Annotated in this window: 18 protein-coding genes; 6 read left to right on the top strand and 12 right to left on the bottom strand. The window is 58.9% G+C overall.

The features are described 5' to 3' along the window. The first annotated feature begins 1 nt into the window (after position 1). Positions 2-337, top strand: coding sequence for a DMT family transporter (locus KO492_RS02530; RefSeq protein WP_216043520.1), 336 nt, complete (start codon positions 2-4; stop codon positions 335-337). A gap of 214 nt (positions 338-551) precedes the next feature. Further along, on the top strand, positions 552-2,372 hold the full coding sequence (gene typA / locus KO492_RS02525) for a translational GTPase TypA (protein ID WP_216043519.1): 1,821 nt from the start codon (positions 552-554) through the stop codon (positions 2,370-2,372). Between the two features lie 162 nt (positions 2,373-2,534). On the opposite strand, the gene KO492_RS02520 is transcribed toward typA, so the two are convergent. From KO492_RS02520 to KO492_RS02490, 7 genes are all read right to left on the bottom strand, one after another. Continuing rightward, positions 2,535-2,822, bottom strand: a complete 288-nt coding sequence (locus tag KO492_RS02520; RefSeq protein ID WP_066606099.1) for a DUF1330 domain-containing protein — start codon at positions 2,820-2,822, stop codon at positions 2,535-2,537. Positions 2,823-2,825: 3 nt separating this feature from the next. Continuing rightward, positions 2,826-5,477 carry an alanine--tRNA ligase gene (gene alaS, locus KO492_RS02515; RefSeq protein WP_216043518.1) on the bottom strand — a complete coding sequence of 884 codons (2,652 nt, stop codon included), beginning with the start codon at positions 5,475-5,477 and terminating at the stop codon, positions 2,826-2,828. Between the two features lie 154 nt (positions 5,478-5,631). Then, complete coding sequence (recA, locus tag KO492_RS02510) at positions 5,632-6,723, bottom strand: recombinase RecA (RefSeq protein WP_289847561.1); 1,092 nt, start codon at positions 6,721-6,723, stop codon at positions 5,632-5,634. Between the two features lie 221 nt (positions 6,724-6,944). Beyond that, positions 6,945-9,239 carry a hybrid sensor histidine kinase/response regulator gene (locus KO492_RS02505; RefSeq protein ID WP_216043517.1) on the bottom strand — a complete coding sequence of 765 codons (2,295 nt, stop codon included), beginning with the start codon at positions 9,237-9,239 and terminating at the stop codon, positions 6,945-6,947. A 266-nt stretch (positions 9,240-9,505) separates the two neighbouring features. Beyond that, the gene (locus tag KO492_RS02500; RefSeq protein WP_216043516.1) at positions 9,506-10,687 is read right to left on the bottom strand and encodes an RsmB/NOP family class I SAM-dependent RNA methyltransferase; all 1,182 of its coding nucleotides are present in this window, start codon (positions 10,685-10,687) and stop codon (positions 9,506-9,508) included. Between the two features lie 81 nt (positions 10,688-10,768). Continuing rightward, the gene (gene guaB / locus KO492_RS02495) at positions 10,769-12,220 is read right to left on the bottom strand and encodes an IMP dehydrogenase (RefSeq protein WP_216043515.1); all 1,452 of its coding nucleotides are present in this window, start codon (positions 12,218-12,220) and stop codon (positions 10,769-10,771) included. A 184-nt stretch (positions 12,221-12,404) separates the two neighbouring features. After that, entirely contained in the window at positions 12,405-13,397 is a 993-nt protein-coding gene (locus KO492_RS02490; RefSeq protein WP_252735183.1) for a tellurium resistance protein, read from the bottom strand. Between the two features lie 188 nt (positions 13,398-13,585). Here KO492_RS02490 and KO492_RS02485 point away from each other — a divergent pair, with 188 nt between their 5' ends. Beyond that, entirely contained in the window at positions 13,586-14,335 is a 750-nt protein-coding gene (locus KO492_RS02485; RefSeq protein WP_216043514.1) for an NYN domain-containing protein, read from the top strand. Between the two features lie 68 nt (positions 14,336-14,403). On the opposite strand, the gene KO492_RS02480 is transcribed toward KO492_RS02485, so the two are convergent. The 5 genes from KO492_RS02480 to KO492_RS02460 form a co-directional block, all read right to left on the bottom strand. Further along, positions 14,404-15,495, bottom strand: a complete 1,092-nt coding sequence (locus tag KO492_RS02480) for an ABC transporter ATP-binding protein (RefSeq protein ID WP_216043513.1) — start codon at positions 15,493-15,495, stop codon at positions 14,404-14,406. Between the two features lie 21 nt (positions 15,496-15,516). Continuing rightward, positions 15,517-17,172 (bottom strand): alpha-glucosidase, encoded by a 1,656-nt coding sequence (locus tag KO492_RS02475; protein ID WP_216043512.1) that lies wholly within the window; start codon positions 17,170-17,172, stop codon positions 15,517-15,519. Between the two features lie 15 nt (positions 17,173-17,187). After that, entirely contained in the window at positions 17,188-18,450 is a 1,263-nt protein-coding gene (locus tag KO492_RS02470) for a carbohydrate ABC transporter permease (RefSeq protein ID WP_216043511.1), read from the bottom strand. Positions 18,451-18,462: 12 nt separating this feature from the next. Next, entirely contained in the window at positions 18,463-19,464 is a 1,002-nt protein-coding gene (locus KO492_RS02465) for a carbohydrate ABC transporter permease (protein ID WP_066606065.1), read from the bottom strand. Positions 19,465-19,618: 154 nt separating this feature from the next. Then, entirely contained in the window at positions 19,619-20,887 is a 1,269-nt protein-coding gene (locus tag KO492_RS02460) for an ABC transporter substrate-binding protein (RefSeq protein ID WP_216043510.1), read from the bottom strand. Positions 20,888-21,242: 355 nt separating this feature from the next. On the opposite strand from KO492_RS02460, the gene KO492_RS02455 reads away from it, so the two are divergent. From KO492_RS02455 to KO492_RS02445, 3 genes are all read left to right on the top strand, one after another. Beyond that, positions 21,243-22,274, top strand: coding sequence for a substrate-binding domain-containing protein (locus KO492_RS02455; protein ID WP_216043509.1), 1,032 nt, complete (start codon positions 21,243-21,245; stop codon positions 22,272-22,274). A 188-nt stretch (positions 22,275-22,462) separates the two neighbouring features. Next, positions 22,463-23,812 (top strand): GH1 family beta-glucosidase, encoded by a 1,350-nt coding sequence (locus KO492_RS02450; RefSeq protein ID WP_216043508.1) that lies wholly within the window; start codon positions 22,463-22,465, stop codon positions 23,810-23,812. Between the two features lie 4 nt (positions 23,813-23,816). After that, positions 23,817-24,791, top strand: a complete 975-nt coding sequence (locus KO492_RS02445; protein WP_216043707.1) for a glucokinase — start codon at positions 23,817-23,819, stop codon at positions 24,789-24,791. The last annotated feature ends 153 nt before the right edge of the window (positions 24,792-24,944 follow it).

The following is a 24,944-nucleotide window of genomic DNA, read 5'->3' as shown; positions in this document are numbered from 1 at the left end:
CATGCCCAAACATTATATCTTTCTGATCGCCGCCATCGTCTCCGAAGTGATCGGCACAGCCGCGCTAAACGCCTCAGCGCAATTCACGCGACTGGTTCCCGCAATAGTAGTGACCATCAGCTACGGGTTGTCCTTCTACTTCCTGTCCCTGACCTTCAAGGTCATGCCCGTGGGCGTGGTCTATGCCATCTGGTCGGGTCTGGGCATCGTCCTCATCACCCTCATCGGCCTTTTCGCCTTTGGCCAAAAGATCGACCTCGCCGCCGCCCTTGGCATGGGGTTGATCATCGCAGGCGTGCTGGTCATTCACCTTTTCTCGCACACAACCAGCCATTAAATCCTCTCGCGCGTGAGCAAAAACACAGAACACGCGCGAATTTCCGCGACCAAACCGGCAAACATCGACGTTTTCCGGAAATCTGTGCTTTAGATTTCACGCAAAACGCTTTAATCGGGTTTTCACCGCCCTCATATGCTTTAAAGCTGGCCTTTTGCCCTGCCACCCGTTAGGCGCGGGGCCAAGCAATCTTTCACGACGGAAACCGAACCCTATGGATCTTCGCAATATCGCAATCATCGCCCACGTTGACCACGGCAAAACCACACTTGTGGACGAGCTGTTGAAACAGTCGGGCACCTACCGCGAAAACCAAGCCACCACAGAACGCGCCATGGACTCCAATGATCTGGAGCGCGAGCGCGGCATCACCATTCTGGCGAAAGCCACTTCGGTTGAGTGGAAAGGCCATCGCATCAACATCGTGGACACGCCCGGCCACGCCGACTTCGGTGGCGAGGTGGAACGCATCCTCTCCATGGTGGACGGGGTTGTCCTTTTGGTGGACGCCGCTGAAGGCCCGATGCCGCAAACCAAATTCGTGACCTCCAAGGCGCTCGCTCTCGGCCTGCGCCCCATCGTGGTTCTGAACAAGGTCGACAAGCCGGACGCCGAGCCCGATCGCGCGCTGGACGAGTGTTTCGACCTCTTCGCCTCTCTGGACGCCGATGACGACCAACTCGACTTCCCGCATCTCTATGCCTCTGGTCGTTCCGGCTGGTGTGACGCGGAACTCGACGGGCCGCGCAAGGATCTCTCCGCGCTGTTCAATCTCATCCTCAACCACGTCCCTGCCCCCAAGCAGCTCAAGCATCAGGACGAGCCGTTCAAAATGCTCGCCACCACGCTGGGCTCCGACCCGTTTCTCGGTCGTATCCTGACGGGCCGTGTCGAAACCGGCAAAATCAAAGCCGGTGCCACGATTCAGGCCCTGACCCGCAACGGCCAGAAGATCGAACAGTTTCAGGTCAAGAAAATTCAGGCCTTCCGCGGTCTGTCCATGGCCGAAATCGACGAAGCTATCGCAGGCGACATTGTCTCGCTCTCCGGCATGGCGAAGGCCACCGTATCCGATACGCTGTGTGCGCTCGAAGTGGACGAACCACTCGAAGCCCAGCCGATTGATCCGCCCACCATCACCGTCACCTTCGGCATCAACGACAGCCCGCTGGCCGGTCGTGAAGGCAAGAAAGTCCAATCTCGCGTCATCCGAGACCGTCTCATGCGTGAGGCCGAGGTCAACGTGGCGATCAAGGTGAAAGACACCCCCGGCGGCGAGGCTTTCGAAGTCTCCGGTCGCGGCGAATTGCAAATGGGCGTTCTGATCGAGAACATGCGCCGCGAAGGGTTCGAACTTTCAATCTCCCGCCCGCAGGTGATCATGAAAGAAGAAGACGGCAAGCGCATGGAGCCGGTCGAAGAAGTCACGGTCGACGTGGATGACGAATATTCCGGCGCTGTGATCGAGAAACTCACCGGCGCACGCAAAGGCGATCTGACCGAGATGAAACAGCAAAACGGCAAAACGCGGATCATCGCGCATGTGCCGTCGCGCGGGCTCATCGGTTATCACGGCGAATTCCTCACCGACACCCGCGGCACCGGTGTTCTCAACCGTGTGTTCCACGGCTGGACCGCCTACAAAGGCCCGATCCCGGGTCGTCGTCAGGGCGTTCTGATCTCTATGGAAGACGGTGAATCCGTGGCCTATGCGCTGTGGAACCTCGAAGAACGCGGCAAGCTGTTCATCGGCGCTCAGGCGAAAGTCTACCAAGGCATGATCATCGGCGAGCACAGCCGCGACAACGATCTGGAAGTGAACCCGTTGAAGGGCAAAAAGCTCACCAACGTGCGCGCCTCCGGCACGGATGATGCGGTGCGTCTGACCACACCGGTCACGCTCTCCCTCGAAGAAGCCATCGCCTATATCAACGATGACGAACTGGTCGAAGTGACACCGCAAAGCATCCGTCTGCGCAAACGCTACCTTGATCCGCATGAGCGCAAACGCCATGCCAAGGCCGCCCAGATCTGAGCCGAGTATTTTTGGCACAAAGGAAACAAAGGCCCGCTTCGGCGGGCCTTTTCTATTCGGGCCAAGCACTTGGATCCGCAGACATAAAAAAGCGGCGCAGGAGATTTTTCCGCGCCGCTTTTGATTTAAAATGACTGCGTTAAACGCGCAGATCGAAACCGTTTATTCCTCGGTTTCAACCACCAGAAGTTCCCGTTCCGACGCGCCTTTGGCGTGGCTCAGCGCCTCTTGGTATTCCGGCGAATGGTAACAGGCCACAGCCGCCTCGACCGTTTCGAATTTGGCGACAACATTGCGCGGGCGTTCCTTGCCCTCAAGCTGCACATAACGCGCCGCACGTGCGATGAATTTACCACCATGTTTGGCAATCGCGGGGCCAGCCAGCTTGGCATATTTGCCATAGGCCTCTTCGTCGGTGACGGTCACATGAGCGATCCACAAAGCAGGCATATCTTATCCTTTCAACAGGGTTTCAGCGGCCGCAATCGCAGCGTCAGCGCCGGAGAAATCCTTACCCCCGCCTTGCGCCATATCCGGACGGCCACCGCCGCCCTTGCCACCCACGGCAGGCACCGCCGCCTTGAGCACGTCCACGGCAGAGACCTTGTCTTTCAGATCATCGGTCACGCCACAGGCCACCGCGACCTTGCCCCCCTCTTCGGCGATCAGAAGGATCACACCGGAGCCGAGGTTGTTTTTGTGGGCATCGATCAGACCGCGCAGGTCTTTGCCGGACACGCCTTCGAGCGCTTGGGCGAGGAAGGGGATGCCGTTGACATCCTTGGCCTCGACCGCGCCACCGGCACCGCCGCCCATAGCGATCTGTTGCTTGAGGTTGGCGACTTCCTGTTCAAGCTTTTTGCGCTCGTCAGCCAGAGATTTGACGCGCTCCACAACTTCACCGACTGGCGTTTTGAGCAGAGCCGCGACCTCATGGCTGCGGTTGGCTTCCGCTTCGAGATGGTCCAGAGCCGCCTGCCCTGTCAGAGCCTCGATCCGGCGCACACCGGCGCTTGAGGCGCTGTCGCCCAGAATGACGCAAAGCCCGATATCGCCCGTGCGTTTCACATGGGTGCCGCCGCAAAGTTCGAGGGAATAGGTCTTCCCGTCCGCGCCCTTGCCAGTATCAGCCACGCCCATAGACACAACGCGCACCTCGTCGCCGTATTTCTCGCCAAAGAGCGCCTGTGCCCCGATCGCCCGTGCGTCATCCGGCGTCATAATGCGGGTTTCCACGGCGGAGTTCTGGCGGATAAACGTATTCACATCGCGCTCGACCTTGGCAATTTCGTCCGCTGTCAGACCCTTCGCATGCGAGAAGTCGAATCGCAGACGATCCGGCGCATTGAGAGAGCCGCGTTGGGCAACGTGATCACCCAAGGTTTGCCGCAGTGCTTCGTGCAAAAGGTGTGTGGCGGAGTGATTGGCCCGAATGGCGGAACGCCGCGTTTGATCGACTTCCAGCGCAGCCGGTTCGCCCACCTTGATCTCGCCGCTCTCGATGGTGGCAAAATGGATGAAGACGCCCGCAACTTTCTTTGTATCCGTCACCTTGGCGATGGATTTTTCGACGCGGATTACGCCTGTATCGCCGACCTGACCGCCGGATTCGGCATAGAACGGCGTTTGGTTGACCACGATCTGCACCGTGTCGCCCTCCTGAACCGCATCCACACGCGCCCCGTCTTTGACCAGAGCCACGATTTCTCCCTCGGCCTTTTCGGTATCGTAACCAAGGAACTCGCTGGTGCCTTTTTCTTCGGCAATGTCATACCAGACGGTTGCATCCGCCGTCTCACCGGAGCCGGCCCATGCCGCGCGCGCCTTGGCTTTTTGTTCGGCCATCGCCGTGTCAAACCCGTCGGTATCCACCTCGACGCCTTTTTCGCGCAAGGCATCCTGTGTCAGATCGAGCGGGAAACCGTAGGTGTCATAGAGTTTGAATGCCGCCTCGCCGGGGAGTTTCTCTCCGTCCGGCAGATCGGTCAGCTCGTCTTCCAGAAGTTTCAGCCCGCGGTCCAGCGTCTGGATGAAGCGGGTCTCTTCGAGTTTCAGCGTCTCTTCGATCATGGCCTGCCCAGTGCGCAGTTCCGGATAGGCATCCCCCATCTGGCGCACAAGTTCGGGCACAAGGCTGTGCATGATCGGGTCTTTGGCCCCCAGAAGGTGCGCGTGACGCATGGCGCGGCGCATAATGCGGCGCAGCACATACCCGCGACCTTCATTGGACGGCATGACACCGTCCGCGATCAAAAACGATGTGGAGCGCAGGTGATCCGCGATCACGCGGTGGTGCACGTTCTTGTCACCATAGGGATCAACAGAGGTCGCATGCGCCGAAGCCTCGATCAGCGATTTCATCAGATCGGTGTCATAGTTGTCGTGGCTGCCCTGCAAAAGCGCCGCGATCCGTTCCAGACCCATGCCGGTGTCGATGGACTGCATATCGAGATCGACCATCGAACCGTCGGCAAAGCGCTCGTTCTGCATGAACACGAGGTTCCAGATTTCGATGAAACGATCACCATCTTCCTCGGGCGAACCGGGAGGGCCGCCCCAGATATGGTCGCCGTGATCGTAGAAAATCTCGGTGCACGGACCGCAAGGCCCCGTGTCGCCCATCTGCCAGAAATTGTCGGAGGTGGCGATACGGATGATCCGCTCTTCCGGCACGCCGACCTTTTTCCAGATCTCGAACGCTTCGTCATCAGTGTGATAGACGGTGGTGTAGAGCTTGTCTTTCGGGATGTCGAAGTCGCGGGTGATCAATTCCCACGCAAACGGGATTGCTTCGTGTTTGAAATAATCTCCAAAAGAGAAATTCCCAAGCATCTCAAAGAACGTATGGTGACGCGCGGTGTAGCCCACATTGTCGAGATCGTTATGTTTGCCGCCCGCACGCACACATTTCTGCGCCGTGGTGGCGCGGGTGTAATCGCGTTTTTCGACGCCGGTGAAACAGTTTTTGAACTGCACCATACCGGAATTGGTGAACATCAGGGTCGGGTCATTGCGCGGCACAAGCGGCGAACTTGGCACGACCGTGTGACCGTTGCGTTCGAAATAGTTCAGAAAGGTGGAGCGGATGTCGTTCACGCTGGGCATGTTGGGCGCTTCCTTGCGGGATTTCTTGGCGTTCAGGGAGGTTTACCGCCCCTGCGCGGGCCTGTCCATAACCGAAAAAGGGCCAGCCCCTCAAATGGAACCGGCCCTTCTCTGATCTGGCGGTAAAATACCGGCAGGCAAGCTGTTCGTCGCCTTATTCGTCGTCGAGCAGATCGTCTTTTTCAAATTCGTCCCCGAGATCGAAATCCAGCCCGTGCGCGGCACGGATTTTATCCTCGATCTCCAGCGCGATCTGGGGGTTTTCCTTGAGGAAGCGTTTGGAGTTCTCACGCCCCTGCCCCATGCGTTCGTCTCCATAGGAGAACCACGCGCCGGATTTGTCCACAACGCCCGCTTTCACACCAAGGTCCAAAAGCTCGCCGGTTTTGGAGATGCCTTCGCCATACATGATGTCGAATTCCACCTGTTTGAACGGCGGGGCCACTTTGTTTTTCACAACTTTCACGCGGGTTTCGGAGCCAACCACCTCGTCACGATCCTTGATCGCGCCGATGCGGCGGATGTCGAGACGCACAGAGGAGTAGAATTTGAGCGCATTGCCGCCGGTCGTGGTTTCAGGAGACCCGAACATGACGCCGATTTTCATGCGAATCTGGTTGATGAAGATCACCGTGCATTTCGAGCGGGAAATCGAACCGGTAAGTTTACGCATCGCCTGCGACATCAGACGCGCCTGAACGCCGACCGAACTGTCGCCCATATCGCCTTCCAACTCGGATTTCGGCGTCAGCGCCGCCACCGAGTCGACCACGACAAGGCTCACCGCCCCCGAGCGCACCAGCGTATCGACGATTTCAAGCGCCTGCTCGCCCGTGTCCGGCTGGGAGATCAGCAATTCGTCAAGATCGACACCGAGCTTGCGGGCATAGATCGGGTCGAGCGCGTGTTCGGCGTCCACAAAGGCACAAACGCCGCCTTTTTTCTGTTCTTCGGCCACGCAATGCAGCGTCAAAGTGGTTTTCCCCGAAGATTCCGGTCCGTAGATCTCGATGATCCGGCCTTTCGGAATCCCGCCGATCCCCAGCGCAATGTCGAGACCGAGAGAGCCGGTCGATGTGGATTCGATCTCCTGCACCGGATTGTCGGCGCCAAGTTTCATGATCGAGCCCTTGCCGAATTGCCGTTCGATCTGCGCCAGTGCGCTATCGAGGGCCTTTTGCTTGTCGCCGTTCTGCTTGTCGTTTTTTGCCATCTGTTTCGCCGTATCTTTGGTCGCCGTTGCCATCTGTTCTGTCCCTTATTTCACACCCGCCGGAACGCGTCCATCACGCAGTTGGACGGTCTCTCAGACGCTGCCTGTGTTCGCCTCTTGTTCTCACCTTCCTTTATGAGCACAAAAAGAGAACATTTCAATGTAAATTTAACAAAACCACTTTGACACGATCCTGGTTAACGCTGTGTTGACGCAATCCGTCTTTTTTCAACCGTCAAAAAACAGGTGCAAATTCAGTCAAATTGCGCCTGCACCTTCGCGGTCAATTCGGACAGTGAAAACGGCTTGGCCAGAAAGCTCGAATTGGGAATTCGGGCCTGCTGCGCCGTAAAATGGTCCTCGGCATAGCCTGACACGAAGACCACCTTGACCCCCGGACGATCCTTGAGCGCCTCGGACACCCAGCTTGGCCCGTCCATACCGGGCATGATCACGTCGGAGACAAAAACATCAATGTGCAGGGTCTTGTCTTCCAAGGTCTCAAGGGCTTCTTCCGCATTCTCCGCTTCAATCACCGTATAGCCGCGCAGGCGTAAGGCCCGCGATGCAAAGGCACGCACGGGCGCTTCGTCCTCGACCAAAAGGATCGCACCGGAGCCGCGCTCGGCGGACACCTCACCCTCGGCATCTGGCGCATGAGCAGCCTCGACGACAGCCTCGGCACGCGCCGTATGAGCGGGGAGATAGATCGTAAAGGCCGTCCCAGACCCCACAACACTGTCCACAAAAATAAAGCCACCAGTCTGCTTGATGATCCCGTAGGCCGTCGAAAGACCCAAACCGGTGCCCTCGCCTGTGCGCTTGGTGGTGTAAAACGGCTCGAACACTTTCGGAAGCCGCTCGGGCGGAATACCAACGCCCTGATCTGTCACGGAAATTATGACATATTCCCCCGGCGGCACAGTGACCCGATCACGCGCAAGCCCCTCGCGCAGCACTTCGTTGCGGGTTTCGACCTTGATCTCGCCACCCGCAGGCATGGCGTCGCGGGCGTTCACGACCAGCTTCATGATCACCTGTTCCAACTGCCGCTTGTCCACACGGATCGGCAGAAGGCCCACATCATGCGCGAGGGTTAGCGTCACCTTCTCGCCCACAAGCCGGTTCAACAGATGCGCCAGATCGGACAGGGTATCACGCAGATCGATGACCTCCGGCTTGAGCGTCTGCTTGCGTGAAAAGGCGAGCAACTGCCCCACCAAAGAGGCCGCGCGATTGGCGTTCTGATGGATTTGCACCAGATCTCCATATTCCGGATCGACCTCATCATGGCGCAACAACAACAGGTCGCAATGCCCTGATATTGCAGTCAAAAGATTGTTGAAATCATGCGCGATCCCGCCCGCCAACTGACCAATCGCCTGCATTTTCTGGCTTTGCACGAATTGCGCTTCAAGAGACTTCAACTCCGTCGCATCCGAAAGAACCGCGATCAGTTCCACTTGACCGTCATTGCCCTCAACCCTGTTCAAGGTGATCTGCAAAAACGTGTCATTTTGCGGGCGTGAAGCGCGAACAAACTCGGGCTTGCGCGCCCGTCCCATCGCCACGTCCGACACCCAGTCCTGAACCGGTCGCCCAAGCCCTTCGACCAGATCGCCAAGGTTGAACGCGTCATGAGTCGGAATCGCCAGAAGCTCCCTTGAATGACGGTTCGATTGCAGGATGCTGCCGTCGACAGCGACCTTCAACAAGGCCACGGGCAACGCATCAAAAGCATCCCATTCGCCCACGCTCGGCGTCACTTCCGGCAGAAAATACAATTCCTTGCGTCCGGTTGCGCCGCTTTCATACTGCGCGACACGGGCATAGATGCGCCCGTCAACCGCCGAGAGGGCATGGACATCTCCGGGCCGGATCGGCAGGTCCGAAATGATGCGATCAAGCGTTTTCGCCTGATGCCCGATCAAACGCCGGAGCGGCTCGTTCATAAAGAGAATCGTGTTATTTTTGCTCATAGAAAGCATCGGCAGCGAAATTGCATCGCCATCAAGTCCGGTGTTTTGAGCCGCTACATTTTCGAGACGCCAGAGAAACCCCGCCCCGTCAATCGAATGCACCGACAACCGCATGTGGCCGTGGCGCAGCACCACATCTTCACGCGCAGACCCCTTGGCCCAGGCTCGCGATTGCAAACGGCTCAGGGTGGCGGCGGGAGAGGCGAACAGGTCTTCGAGCGCAGCCACGAGAGAATTCCCGCGATGCTTTCCAAACCGCGCCACAGCCGCACGGTTTGCATAGCCGATCACCCCGTCCATATCCGTGGAAAAGGCCGCTGCGGCATCATGTTCGAGACAGGCAGCCAGCGTATCACTGATACGGCGGCGCCGGAGGCTGTGGCGATAGTTCAACACGCGCACTAGAACCGCCGCCCAAAGCAGAACCGAACCGGCCATGAAGGCAAGTATGCCAAGTTGCGAAAAAGGGATCACCAAAGCACTGACACAAAGCAGCACCCCGCCTGTGGCAATCGCCAGACAATAGGGCGCAAGCCGTCCGGCCAGCTTCGACAATGGACCTACGCTCATCGTGGTCTGCACACGTTTCCCCCCCGTGCTATATACCTTGACGCGCCGCCACATCACCCTGCGACACGTCTTGTCGGTCCTCCGGCCCTGCAACCGGAAGGCGTTCACGCGCGGATTTCGAACAACCCGCGGCTATGACGTGAGCATTGATCGGAATTGGTTAACGATCACTTAATGCTCAACCAAATCGAGGATAAAACGGGAAAATATTTCCGGTAAACCTGTATCTCAAATACATTTTTTAGGGCGAAACGCCTGGGGCGAAATCACGCAGTGCGCCGCAAAACCGCATAGAAAAATCCGTCGCCGCCCTCCAAGGGGCTGATGAGGCGTTGGGCCTCTAAGGTATAACCGGAGTGGCGATCGAGAAAGGCTTCGATTTGCGCTGTGTTTTCCGCCTGAAACAGCGAACAGGTCGCATAGGCCAGAACACCACCGGAGCGCACGAGCGGCGCAACCTCGTCGAGGATTTGGGATTGCAGCCCCGCCAACTGTTCCAAGCGCACAGGGGTCAGCGCCCATTTGCCTTGTGGGCTGCGCGCAAAGGCACCAGAGCCGGAACATGGCACATCACAGAGCACAAGATCATAATTTGAAGCCAGTTCGGCCTTGCGTGCGGTCGTGACTTTGATCCCCGCCCGTGAGGCACGCGGCGCGATATCCTGCATCCGTGCGGGATCCACATCATGGGCGGTCAGGTTCAGATCAACGCGCCCCCCCATCGCCAGTGCCTTGCCGCCACCACCGGCACAATAGTCCAGAACACACATCCCGTCCTCAAGCGGCAAGGCATCGATGATCGCCTGCGACCCCGCGTCCTGTAGCTCGACAAGGCCAGTCAAATAAGCTTGTGACCGCGCCACGGCGCGCGCGCCCTTGGTCACCTTCAGAGCGGTTTCGGAGAGAGGGTGCGGCACCGCTTCGATCCCGTCATTCTCCAGATGTTCCATCGCATGACCCAGCGTCGATTTGCGGGCATTGACCCTCAGAAACACATCGGAGCGCCTGCGCATCCGTTCCAGAACCGCAACGGTGGTCTCGCCCAGCGTGGCTTCATAGAGCGGCAAGAGCCAGTCCGGACAATCCAGTTGAACCGCCTGCGGGGCCGTCTCAAGATCAGGAATTTCTGCACGTTCCTCTTCGGTCAGAGGGCGCGGCGCGAAACGGGCCTCGCAAAACACCGTATCCAGTTCGGTTTCCGCCGCACGCAACGCCCCGATCATCACCTGACGCCCTGACGGACGCCCCAGCCCTGCCCCGCCGAGCCAGCCGTAGGATCGCAAACAGCGCAACGCATCAAAGACGAGATCACGGATGGCCGCGCGATCCTTGGACCCCGCAAAGCGATGGCCGCGCGCCCAAGTGGTGAGCACACGTTCGGCATTCTCGCCGATCAAAACATCGTCGAGAATCTCTATGGCAGCGGAAATGCGGGCAACTGGTGTCATGGGATCAGCAAAATCAGGCTCTGGTGCAAAAAGCAACGGGGGCCGAAGCCCCCGCTGTAAAATTCATGGTCACATACCGGCTCAACCGATGCGGTAGTTCGGGGACTCACGGGTGATCTGCACGTCATGGACGTGGCTCTCTTTAAGGCCCGAACCGGTGATCTTGGTGAAGTTGCAGTTCGTGCGCATCTCCGCCACGGTGGCGCAGCCGGTGTAGCCCATAGCCGCGCGAAGACCGCCGACCATCTGGTGCAACACGGTTCCCACGGGGCCTTTGTAAGGCACCTGACCTTCGATGCCTTCGGGCACAAGCTTGTCGGAGGCGGCGTCTTTCTGGAAATACCGGTCCGCAGAGCCGCGCGCCATCGCGCCGAGCGAGCCCATGCCGCGATAGGATTTGAACGAGCGGCCCTGATAGAGGATCACCTCGCCTGGGCTTTCATCCGTGCCCGCGATCATCGAGCCGACCATCGCGCAAGAGGCTCCTGCGGCGATGGCCTTGGCAAAATCGCCGGAGAATTTGATCCCGCCGTCTGCAATCACAGGCACGTCGCCTGCGGCTTTGGCGCAATCCATGATCGCGGTGAGCTGCGGCACGCCGACGCCCGCGACCATGCGGGTGGTGCAGATGGAGCCCGGACCAATCCCGACCTTGACTGCATCCGCGCCCGCGCCGATGAGCGATTTGGTCGCTTCACCTGTGGCCACGTTGCCCGCAATGATCTGGACCTTGTCGCCAAACTCTTTCTTGGCGCGGGCCACGGCATCAATCACGCCGCTGGAATGACCGTGCGCCGTGTCGATCACGATGATATCCACACCGGCATCCACCAGAGCGGCAGAGCGGTCAAAGCCCGCATCCCCAACAGACGTCGCCGCCGCCACCCGAAGGCGTCCCAGATCGTCCTTACAGGCCGACGGGTTCAGAACGGCCTGTTCAGTGTCTTTGAGGGTCAGAAGTCCGGTCAGATGGCCATTGGCATCCGTCACCAGAAGCTTTTCGATCCGGCGGGCTTTCATGAGAGAGATGGCTTCGTCGCGATCTGCGGGTTCTTGCAGGATGGCGAGGTTTTTCGTGGTCATCACCTGAGACACAGGCGTGTCGTCGGAGGTGGAGAAACGCATATCGCGGTTGGTGACAATCCCCACAACGCGGCGCTTTTCGTCGATCACGGGAAAGCCGGTGAAATTATACTGGGCGCAAAGCGCCTTGGCATCCGCGATGGTCTGGTCTGCGGTGAGGGTTACAGGATTGTAAACGATCCCGCTCTCGAACCGTTTGACGCGGCGCACTTCGATGGATTGTTTCTCGATATCGAGGTTCTTGTGGATCACGCCCACGCCCCCCGCCTGTGCCATGGCAATGGCCATACGGGCCTCTGTCACAGTGTCCATCGCAGAAGACATCAAAGGGATGTTCAACTGAATGGCTTTGGTCACGAATGTTTTCGTGTCCGCCGTTGACGGCAGCACAGAAGATGCAGCCGGAACAAGCAATACGTCATCGAAGGTAAGCGCCTCGCGAATCTCCATCAGGTCTCTCCATGGGGGATACGGTTTGGCACGTCCCTATTACATGGATGTTGCCCTAAGGAAAGGGCGTTTTGCGGATTTCATGCAACTGTCACGTCAAAGCGGTTGATAAAAGGCTTTAAATCAAGGGCCGCGCTCGTGTGTGAGGCGGCCCTTTTCGAGTATTTATAGCAGCAAAGGAGACTCAGGCCGTGGCCGCATTGGTGGCTTTGGACAGTTTGCCGCGGCTCCAGATTTGCATGATTTTCACGGCGATATAGGTGATCGCCAGTGTCGCCGCGACCAGTTCCAGCCCGCCGATGAGGCGAAACGGTGTCGGTGCCAGTGTCGCGGCGGCGAACATCAGGTTCGCGAAAGCCGCAAGCGGAAATGTGAACGCGCCCCAGAGCGCGGAGAAATCTGCCTTGGTCAGGTAGCGGATCGCCACGAGGTAGACGACCAGCGCCGCAACCCCGATCCATGCAAAGCCGATGGCAATCGTCGCATAGCCCAGAAGCGTGGCAACGATACCGAAGAGTGCCACGGGCGCCAGATGGATCGCCAGAAGCGGGCGCAGCGGCGGCGGCACATCCGCGCGCACGAATTGCACGGCAGAGATGCTCCAGATCGCAATGGCCACCGGCAGGGTCAGCGCGAAAATCAGTTGGGACAGCCCCGAGTAGCCCAAGGGCACAGCCGCCAGAGGCGCGATGATGAAGCCGACAAAGGAGAGATGCCAAACGGGGGTGACGCGGCGCTGTTCCGCCGGACCGTGAACCATGCCCCAAATGATGGCAAAGGCCACAAAACCATGCCCCAGAAGCGCCAGAAACAGCACGGCAGTGGCAAAGCCTGTGCTGTAGGGCACCATTGTGGCCGCAAAGAGAAAGCCCGAGGCCGTCATGGCCGACAGTCCTGCCCTGCCGGGAAGGATTTTGGCATCGTCAAAAATGACCCCGAAACGGCGGGTCACCTTGACGAAATACGCCACCAGTGCAAAGAGATAGAGCAAGGACACAGCGCCCAAAATCATCTCCCCGATCCAGTCAGGCGCGGGCAGGACTCTGGCCGCGTTGCGCCAGCCAAGCCCCATGCCAAGAAGCCCGAGAATCGGTGGAAAGATCGCAGGCGGCGTGGCGCGCCAAAGCCCCTGCGGCGGGGCGTTGAAGGGTTTCGGCATGATGCGGGGTTCGGACATGGTCAGACCTTCAAAGATATATTTCAAAGTCTGAATACCACCCTACCCTGCGCCGTGAAAGCCTTTCCTCGCGGGCGCAATGTCGCGGCCTCTGGTGTGACACGCTCCACGGTCTGTCTGGTGTGACTCCGGCGGGTGATCTATATCGGAGGCAACAGACCTGACAGATATTATGAGAGGCCGCTGATATGGCACATCCCACCAAACCACCCCTTCTGGCCGTCCTGATCGACGCGGACAATATTTCCGCCAAATATGCCGAAGCGATGTTCGAAGAAATCGCAACATTAGGAGAGGCCAGTATCCGCCGGATTTACGGAGACTTTTCCGGCTCCGCACCGCAAGGATGGAACAAGGACAAACTCGCCGCGATGGCGATTGTGCCGCATCAACAGTTTTCCAACACCACGGGCAAGAACTCGTCTGACATTGCTCTGGTGATTGATGCCATGGATATTTTGCACTCCGGCCGGTTTGACGGATTCGTGCTGATTTCTTCGGACAGCGATTTCACCCGCCTCGCCAGCCGCATTCGCGAGCAAGGGCTTGATGTCTTTGGCATGGGGATGCGCAAGACACCTGCGGCGTTTGTGAAAGCCTGCAAACGGTTTATCTATGTGGAAAACCTGCTGCCCGAGCAAACCAAACCCGCCGCGAAACCGGCGCAGAACGCGCCTGCGAAGTCCGGACCGGCGCCGGAACAGGAAGCCCCGCTCGAAGATCCGACCAAACTGGTGATCCGCGCAATGGATGCGATCAACGCCGATGACGAATGGGTCACATTGGGGCAGATCGGGCAATATATCACCGCCGCACAGCCCGATTTCGACACGCGCAGCTATGGCAAGCGCAAGCTAAGCGATCTGATTGCCTCGCTGAAACTCTTCGAGATCAAACGCGGCGATGGCAACCAGCTTATGGTGCGCCGCCTCGACTGAGCCTTGAGCAAAAGGAAAAGGCCCCCGCGAGGGAGCCTTTTTCGCTGTCTCAGTCTTTTTTTGCTATTTTAGTCTTTAGGCCGCATGGAAATGCCATCGGCAAACAGATGCACCTTTTCCGGCGGCGCGGAGAGTTTGACGGTATTGCCTTTCAACCCCGCGTGAATCCCCGGAAGTTTGGCGATCAGGGGCTCGTTGCCGCGTTCGGCCACGAAATAGAGCAAGGTCACCTCACCCAGAGCCTCGACCACATCCACCACCCCATCGACAATCGCCTCGCCCTCGGCCAGATGCATGTCTTCGGGACGCACCCCGACATTGACCTTACGCCCCATGTCCTCAGGCTTGGTCGGAATGGAAGAGGTGGCAATGCCCTCGCCCTCAACCTGAACCTTGGTCTGCGCGCCGGTTTCGATGATCTCGCCAGCCAAGAGGTTCATCGACGGCGAGCCGATAAACTGCGCCACGAATTCATTGTCGGGACGCTCGTAGAGATCAAGCGGACTGCCGACCTGTGCGATGCCCTTGTTGGCCAGAACCACGATCCGGTCCGCAAGCGTCATGGCCTCGACCTGATCATGGGTCACATAGATCATCGTGCTGTCAGGCATCGACTCCTTGAGCTGGGCGATCTCCAGACGGGTGGCAACGCGCAGGGCAGCATCAAGGTTGGAGAGCGGCTCGTCGAAGAGATAGACCTTCGGATTGCGCACGATGGCACGCCCGATGGCGACCCGCTGACGCTGACCACCCGACAGCGCCTTGGGCAGACGGTCGAGATAATCTTCGAGTTGCAGGATATGGGCGGCCCGCATCACCGCCTCCTTGATCTCGGCTTTCGACCTTTTGGCGAGTTTGAGAGAGAAGGCCATGTTGTCGTAAACCGTCATATGCGGATAAAGCGCATAGGTCTGGAACACCATGGCTATGCCGCGCTGTGCGGGGGGCACATCATTGACCCGCTCCCCGTCGATTTCCAACGTGCCGCCGGAAATCCTTTCCAGCCCCGCAATCATCCGCAAAAGCGTGGATTTGCCGCAACCCGAAGGGCCGACAAACACGATCAACTCGCCGGTTTTGATGTCGAGGTTGATGTCCTTGAGGACTTCGACCTTACCGCCATACACCTTGCCGACATTTTCCAGTTTCAGATCTGCCATTCTCTCTCTTCCCTCGCCCCTTTAGACCTTTTCGCGCAGCATGATCGCTGGCTGCCACGGGCCCAGATGCAGTTTACCATCCTCCATCGGGGAGGCGGAGTTCAATTCGCTGCCGACCTGATGCCAGTCACCTTTCGGCGCCTCCAGCGTGGCCGGCTGATCCGACAGGTTGAAGGCGCAGAACAGCTCTTCTTCGTCATTCTTGCGCGTAAAGACCAGACAGGGGCCGTTCACATGCATGTCCTCCATCGTGCCCGTCTTGAGCGCCTTATGCGCGTGGCGGAAAGCAATCGCACGGCGGTAATGGTGCAGGATCGAGCCGGGATCATATTCGGACTGGGCCACGGCCAGCGGGTAGTGATCCGGACTCACCGGCAGCCATGTCTGACCGGCGGTCGAGAAGCCGCCGTGATGTTGCGAACGCTCCCAGACCATCGGCGTGCGACAGCCGTCGCGGCCTTTGAATTCGGGCCAGAACTGGATGCCGTAAGGATCTTGCAAATCCTCGAAACTCACCTCGGCTTCCGGCAGACCAAGCTCTTCGCCCTGATAGATACAGGCGGAGCCGCGCAGGCACATCAACAGCGTGGTAAAGGCGCGTGCCCCCATCGCATCAAGATGCCAGCGCGACATATGCCGCATCACGTCATGGTTGGAATAGGCCCAACAGGCCCAGCCATCCGCCGCAACCTCGGCCACCTTATCCATCACCTCTTTGATATAGGCCGGCGTCGGCGTGTCGCCCGAAAGCAGATCGAAAGCATAACACATATGCATCAGATCATCGCCCGCGGTATATTCGCCAAGGATTTCCAGATCGCGCTGGTCATCCCCGACCTCGCCCACAGCGGCGGCATTGAACGGCTCCATCACCGCGCGCAGCTTGCGCAGGAATTCGAGGTTCTCCGGACGGGATTTGTCGTAAATGTGGTTTTGCCAAGTGTAGGGATTCACCGCAGGGGCGGTCTTGGCCTGACGCTCTTCTGGTGCCAGAGGCGGGTTGTCACGCAGTTCCGCGTCATGGGTGTAGAAGTTGATCGTATCAAGGCGGAACCCGTCCACCCCGCGATGCAGCCAGAACTCTGCCACTTCGAGCAGCGCCTGTTGCACTTCGGGTTCGTGGAAGTTCAGATCCGGCTGTTCGGTCAGGAAGTTGTGCAGGTAATACTGCATCCGCCCCGCATCCCATTGCCATGCCGAACCGCCAAAGATCGACAGCCAGTTGTTCGGCGGCGTGCCATCGGGTTTCGCATCGGCCCAGACATACCAGTTGGCCTTCGGGTTTGTCCGGTCCTTGCGGCTTTCGACAAACCACGGATGCTGGTCGGACGTGTGGCTCAGAACGAGGTCGATCATCACCTTGACGCCAAGCCCGTGGGCCGTGTCGATCACCGCATCGAAATCCGCCAGAGAGCCGAACATCGGGTCCACATCGCAATAATCCGCGACGTCATAGCCGAAATCCTTCATCGGAGAGGTGAAAAACGGCGAAATCCAGATCGCATCCACGCCGAGCGAGGCGATGTAAGGCAGGCGCTGGACGATGCCCAGAAGGTCGCCGATCCCGTCGCCATTGCTGTCCTGATAGGAGCGCGGGTAGATCTGATAGATGACGGCACCGCGCCACCAGTCTTTTTCACGGGTGAACGGCGCGGGGGAGGAAGGAGTTGCGTTCATGGTTTTGCTCTTTTGTTATTTCACGGACCCGGCCAACAGGCCGCGCACGAGGTATTTCTGCATAAAGAAGAAGACGGTCAGCGGCACGGCGATGGAAACAAAGGCCGCCGTTGCAAGGATTTCCCAATTGCCGCCGCGCGTGCCCAGAAGCTCGACAATCTGGCGCGTCATCACGGTGGTCTCGCCGGAACTGTCGATCAGGAACACCAGCGCCACCAACAGATCGTTCCACGTCCAGAGGAACTGGAAAATCGCGAAAGAGGCCAGCGCGGGGAAGGACAGCGGCAGGATGATCTTGGTGAAAATCTGGAAATCCGTCGCCCCATCGACACGGGCGTTTTCGATGATGTCTTTCGGCAGGCCGACCATGTAGTTTCTGAGCAGGTAGATTGCCAGCGGCAGGCCAAAGCCCGTATGCGCGGCCCAGACGCCGAGATAGCCTTTCGAGTTGATCGTATCCCCCGGCTCAAAGCCGAACAATTGTCCGAGCCAGCCCACTTCGGCAAAGCGGCGGGCGTTGTCTTCCATCGGAGTGCCGACAAGGGCGATGAACCATTCGACCACCGTCCCGTGGAAGCTCAAAAGCGGAATAAGCGCCAGTTGCAGCGGCACAACGAGCAGCCCGACGATCACCGCGATCAGGAAAGCACGGCCTCTGAAATCCATCCACGCCAGCGCATAGGCGGCAAAGGCTGCGATCAGGATCGGGATCACCGTGGCCGGAATGGTGACGGTGAAGGTGTTGATAAAGGCCTTGCCCATCTTGTCCGTGGCCTTGCCGGAAAACAGCACCGTGCGGTAATTGTCGAGCGTGAAAGACGGCGGCGTTTTGGCGGTCAGAAAGACGCGTTCTCCGCGAGAGCCGGTAAATTCCGTGTCATTGACAAGCCGGTAATCCCCGTTGGCCTCGACCGTTAGCATCCCGTCCTCGCCCAGATCGGCAGTGTCACCGGGAGTATAGACGCCAATATTGCGCGACGAGGTGCCCCAGACGGAAATCTCCCCCTGCGCATCGCCCTCTTCGGCAAAGAGGTTGCCCTCGATCACATAATTCCCGTCGATCTGCTTCTGGGTGTCCGAACTCGCCGTGCGGATCATCGTGTTCTGCTCTTGCGGAAAGAGCGCCTTCCACCAGCCGGAACTGGCAATCTGGTCGCCCGTGCGGAAGGACGACACAAACAGCCCGACGGTCGGGAACAGCCAGAGGAACACCAGCACCGCGACCGACAGATGGGTCGCCCAGATGAGAGCCGGTTTCTTGCCAACGATATTGTCCATGGTCCGGCTCCCTTACTTCATCTCTTTGCGTGCGTTGTAGACGTTCCACGCAAGGATCGGCGTCACCAACAGCATGATCACCATCGCGGCCGCCGACCCGACACCCCAGTCGCGGGCACGGAACAGTTGGTCATACATGTAGTTGGCAAGCACCTGCGTCTCCCACTGGCCATTGGTCATGGCAAAGACGATGTCAAAGACCTTGAGCACGGTGATGGTGATCGTGGTCCAGACCACGACGATGGTGCCCATGATCTGCGGCACTTTGATTTTGAAGAATATCTGGAACGGGTTGGCCCCGTCCACAATGGCCGCTTCGATGGTTTCTTCCGGCACCCCCCGCAGGGCTGCGGACAGGATCACCATGGCAAAGCCGGTTTGAATCCAGATCAACACGACCATAAGGAAAAAGTTGTTCCAGAACGGAATGGTCAGCCAGTTCATCGGCTGATCTCCCCCCAAAGCCAGATAGATCGCATTGAGAATGCCGATCTGCTCCGTGCCCAAGGGCCGCGCGTCATAGACCAGTTTCCAGATCACCGCCGCACCGACAAAAGAAATCGCCATGGGCATGAAAATCAGGGACTTGGCAATCGCGCCCCACCGGATGCGGTCGGTGAGCTGCGCCACGATCAACCCCATCGCGGTCGAGGCGGCAGGCACCACCAGCAGCCAGAAGGCATTGTTGCGCATGGCCTCCCAGAACTTCGGATCATCCGCCATTTTACGGTAATTCTCCAAGCCTACATAGGCCCCGCCCAGATCGCGGTCGGTGAGCGACAGGCGCAAGGTCTCGAAGACCGGATAGGCCAGATAGAGCCCCAAGGCGGCAAGCCCCGGAAACAGGAACAGCCAAGGCCGCACAAGGTTCGCACGGTTGATATTCCGCCCCGCATGCGGGCCACGCGCCGGAAAGATCAGCTTGTCGAGAATAATGTTGGAAAAATAGAAATAGCTGATGCAGGCCCCGACGCCGATCGCAATGGTCAGAAGTCCCTGAACTGCAGGATGCATATGTTTTCCCCTTCTCGCGCCGCCGAACGGCCTGTGGTCTTTCGTGCATCCCGCGCGCCCTATGCGCTTTGGTCAGGGCGAAATGGCAGATGCAAAGATGCGAAAACTCTCCGGACCCGAAGGCCCGAAGAGCGATTGCGTAACGAGACTGCGTTTACTTCAGCGAGTCCCAGGAGTCCTGAATGGTCGCGGCGACATCTTCGGCAGATTCTCCGCCGGTGTAGTCCACCATACCGGTCCAGAAGGACCCTGCGCCCACACCACCCGGCATCAGGTCGGATGCGTCAAAGCGGAAAGTGGTCGCATTCAGCAGGATGTCGTTCATCGCGGCTGTGGCCGGATCACCGAATTTCGAGGTATCGACCCCTTTATGCGGTGTCAGGAAGCCTTTTTGCGACATCCATGCCTCATGGGCCACAGGAGTTTCGAGGAACTTGATGAACTCATGCGCCGCCGGTGTGTCGTTGGTGATCGCCCAAAGCGTCCCTGCGCCCAGAACCGGACTGCCGAGGTCTTTGCTCTCATAGGACGGGAAGTAGAAGAAATCAGCATCTTCACCCACTTCCGTGCCTTCGGGGAAGAAGGACGGGATGAAGGAGGCCATGCGGTGCAAGTAGCACTGCGGCGGCGAGGTGAAGAGACCTTTCGGGCTGTCGCGGAAATCGGTGGAGGCCACGGAGCCTGCCCCACCGGAGACGAACGCATCGTTGCGTGCGAACCAGCCGAATTCCTCGATGGCTTCCACCACACGCGGATCGTCGAATTTCACCTCGTTGGTGACCCAACCGTCATAGACTTCTGGCGGTTGCGTGCGCAGCATCAGGTCTTCGACCCAGTCTGTCGCCGGCCAGCCGGTCGCCGCACCGGATCCCAGACCGATGCACCACGGCACCTCGCCATCAGCAACGATCTGTTCGGTGAGCGATTTCAACTCTTCCATGGTTTCGGGCACTTCATAGCCCGCATCCTCGAAGTTTTCCGGCACATACCAGACCAGAGATTTCAGATCGACCTTATAGAAAAAGCCGTAAAGCGCATCTTCCCCGTCAGGGCCGGTATAGGTGCCGAGATCCACCCAGGACTGGCCTGCGGCATAGTTTTCGCGCACCCAATCGGCGACATCTTCGCCCAGCGGCGTCAGAAAACCGCGACCAGCCATTTCAGCGGCCAGACCGGGTTGCGGGAAGACCGCGATATTGGGGGCAGAGCCCGCTTCGGCGTCGATCACGATCTGCTGTTCAAAGCTGTCGGACCCGACATAGGCGACATCAAGGCCGCTTTGCTCCTCGAAAACGGCCAGCACCTCTTCAACCATTTCCTGGTCGGCGCCGATCCACGGCCCGGCGATGGTCAGATCCTGCGCCTGCGCGCCAGCCGCGCACAAAGCAACAGTTGCTGCGCCGGTCATAAGTGTCTTTTTCATGTAAACCTCCCAGTTTTCATACCCTGACATGGGCAAAGGAATCCTAACGCGATAAGTCCGGAAATCAAACAGTTCCGACAACCTCAAAGCGCTTTGGCACACGCACAAGCCTCTCTCATGAGGCCACCAGAGTCAATGATCAGGATCAAACCCGAGCTTGCAGGCCGCAATAAAACATCCTGAGCCTCAATCCCCCGTGTTCACAGAGGCACCTTGCCGCCAAACCGGCATTTCAAAACGCGGCGAACTGTTCCACCTGCGCAAAGAGGCTTTACCTCGCCCCTTGCCCGCGGCTACCCTGTGTGAAAATTACATGCAACCTTCTGTCCAGTGTGCATAAATAAAAGGGTCAGACATGAATCTCAAAGAGCTTTCCACCCTGCTCGGCCTGTCCCAGACCACCGTCTCGCGGGCCTTGAACGGCTATCCGGAGGTCTCGGAACTGACCCGCGAAAAAGTGCTGAAAGCCGCCAAGAAGCACAACTACACCCCTAACAGCCGCGCGCGCGGTCTGGCCACAGGGCAGAACCATGCCGTCGGCCATGTCATCCCGCTGTCCACCGAACACGAGGTGGTAAATCCGGTGTTTACCGATTTCGTCGCAGGGGCCTCGGAAATCTATGCGCGTGAAAATTACGATATGATTCTATCGATTGTCCCCGATAGCAACGAATCCGAAGCCTATCGCAAGATTGCCGCTAAAGGGTCGGTCGACGGGGTGATTGTGCACGGCCCGAAGGCCAATGACCCGCGAATCGCGCTTTTGCAGGACATCGGCATGCCCTTCGTTGTGCATGGTCGCAGCGGCAGCGCGACCGAAGATGATTATTGCTGGGTCGATATGAACAACACCCGCGCCTTTGAACGCGCCACGCAATTTCTGATTGACCTCGGACACCGGCGCATCGGGCTTTTGAACGGGTTGGAAAGCATGGATTTCGCCGCGAAACGCCGGATCGGCTATCGCGCAGCGCTGGAGGCCGTCGGCATCAAGGAAGACCAAGCGCTCTGCTATTCCTCTGAAATGACGGAAGAATACGGGTTCAAGGCGACCACTGAGATGCTTGCCCTACGCGATCCGCCCACCGCCCTTCTGGCCTCGTCGATCATCGTCGGATTTGGCGTGCGCCGCGCGCTGGATACGGCGGGGCTCAAGATCGGCAAGGATGTGTCGCTGATCGTGCATGATGACGACCTCTCCTATCTGCGCAACGGGTCGACCGAGCCGATCTATACGGCCACCCGCTCCTCCGTGCGCATGGCGGGACGGATTTGCGCGGAGATGCTGATGGAGCAAATCTCCAACCCGCGTCGCCCCTTGCGCCATACGCTGCTGGATGCGGAACTGATCATCGGCCACACGACCGGCCCCGCGCCGAAGCGCTGACATCACACTCCGCCCTCACCCGAAGAAACATCCGCGTTCTTTATTTTTCCTGAACCGCACAGCCAAAGCGCTTTGATCTTGCCCGATCCCCGTCTTCGACGTTAAGAGAGAAGTCATCACCCCGCCGGATCCCCGCAGCCACGCGTCCTCCGGCCCGAATCGTTAGCGCTACCGCACACGGAGGCCCCATGACATACCGCCCGCTCCCCCGTCTGACCCGAAAAGACTTCCCCGACGGTTTCCGCTTTGGCGCCGCCACGGCCGCCTATCAGGTCGAAGGCCATAAGTTCGGCAATGCCGGTGTAACCCATTGGGACACCTTCGCCGCGACCCCCGGCAATGTGCTGCGCGCCGAAGACGGAGCGCTGGCTTGCGATCAATACCATCGCTATGGCGAGGATATGGACCTGCTCAAGGATGGCGGTTTTGACGCCTACCGGTTCTCGACAAGCTGGGCGCGGGTCATTCCCGAAGGTCGGGGCGCGGTGAACCGCGAGGGGCTGGATTATTACGACCGGCTGACCGATGCCATCCTCGAACGCGGTCTCGAACCGCATCTGACGCTCTACCACTGGGAAATGCCCGCCGCGCTGGCCGATCTGGGCGGCTGGACCAACCCTGATGTACATCTGTGGTTTGGTGATTTCGCTGAGGTCGTGGATGACCGGATCGGCGACCGCATGGCCTCGATCGCCACGATCAACGAACCGTGGTGTGTCTCCTATCTCTCGCATTTTCTGGGCCATCACGCACCGGGCCGCCGCGACATCCGCGCCGCCGCCCGCTCCATGCACTATGTGCTGAAGGCCCATGGCGAGGCCATCACCCGTCTGCGTGCCAGAGGGCGTGACAATCTAGGCATTGTCATCAATTTCGAACACACCCAACCGGCCAGTGACGATCCCAAAGACATTCAGGCAGCCGCCACCCAAGACGCGACCCACAACCGCTGGTTTGTGGAGGCGGTCAGCAAGGGCCGGTATCCTCAAGAGGCGCTCGACGGGCTTGAGCCGCATCTGCCGAACGGCTGGCAGGACGATCTCGCCAAAGACATCTCGCAACCGCTCGACTGGCTCGGCGTCAACTACTATTTCCGCCAGCTTGTCGCCCATGACGCAGAAAGCCCGTGGCCGCACACAAAACCCGCGCAGGGCCATCTTGCCACCACACAGATGGGGTGGGAGATCTGCCCCGAAGGCCTGCGCGCCCTGCTTGTGAATCTCAAAGAGAAATATGTGGGCGACCTGCCGGTTGTGGTGACCGAAAACGGCATGGCATGGGACGACCATGTGCGAAACGGCGTCGTGAACGATCCGGAACGCTGCGCCTATATCACCGACCATCTGGCCGCAATGCACAAGGCCATCGAGCAGGGTGTGAACCTGCAGGGCTTTTTCTACTGGTCGCTTCTGGACAACTATGAGTGGGCTTTCGGCTACGAACGGCGCTTCGGCATGGTGCATGTGGATTTTGAAACATTGAAACGCACCCCCAAAGCCTCGTATCACATGCTCAAAGACCTGATTGCACGGACCTGACATGATGCCCAACCATCCTGCCGACACACTCACCCTTGTGGCCGACATCGGGGGCACCAATACGCGCGTGGCTCTGGCCGATGGCATCACGCTTCTGCCCGATACGATCCGGCGCTATTCCAACCGCAAGTTTCCCGGTCTGGAAACGGTGCTCCGGCAATATATCGAGGAAGAGGGCAACGTCGATTGCAAGGGCGCCTGTGTGGCCGTGGCCGGCCCCGTGCGGGACGACGTGGGCACCATGACCAATCTCGACTGGACCATCGACAGCGACACCTTGCGCCGCGCCTGTCAGGCCGAGCATGTCGCCATCCTCAACGATCTTCAGGCGCAGGGGCATGCCTTGGGTCTTGTTGACGAAAGCAACATCCGTCCGGTGATTGATGCGCCAGAGCCCGCTCCGCAAGCCGTGCGCCTCGTGGTCGGCATTGGCACGGGGTTCAATGCCGCACCCGTGTTTGAGACCGGTGCAGGCCGCCTCGTCGCACCTTCCGAATGTGGTCACGCCAACCTGCCGATCCGCGACGCGCACGAATTGGCCCTGTGCCAGTTCGTCGAGACCGCCCACGGCTTCCCCGCCGTCGAAGATGTGCTGTCCGGCCGTGGGCTGGAGCGCGTTTACCTGTTTTTGGGCACGGAAGCCGGCGAGGCTTTCGAAAAATCCGCCGCCGAAATCATGGCCTCCGTCGAGGCCGGAGACGACCCGCGCGCCACGCAGGCTGCACAGCTTTTTGTCAGGATACTCGGACGGGTTGTCGGCAACCTGTCTCTGGTGCAACTGCCCTTCGGCGGGGTCTATCTGGTGGGCGGCGTGGCCCGTCACATCGCGCCCTATCTTGAGCGTTTCGGGTTTGCCGAGGCCTTCCGCGACAAGGGCCGGTTTGCCGGATTTATGAAGAACTTTTCGGTCTCCATCATCGAAGACGATTTTGCCGCGCTTACGGGATGCGCCTCTCACATGCATCATCTATATCCGTAACCACCTGAAACACTGATGTATTTCACGACCCTCGCCCCTCCGGCGGGGGTTTTCTTTTGTCCGGAATAAATTTTCAGGCGCGTAACCTCGTTTTAACCCCCCTTTCCTTACACAGGTCCGAGAGAACGCAGATGTAAGGGAAAATCGAGATGC

The sequence above is a fragment of the Celeribacter halophilus genome (assembly GCF_018860305.1).
Taxonomy (GTDB): Bacteria; Pseudomonadota; Alphaproteobacteria; order Rhodobacterales; family Rhodobacteraceae; genus Celeribacter; species Celeribacter halophilus_A.
This window is presented reverse-complemented; position numbering and strand designations above follow the sequence as displayed.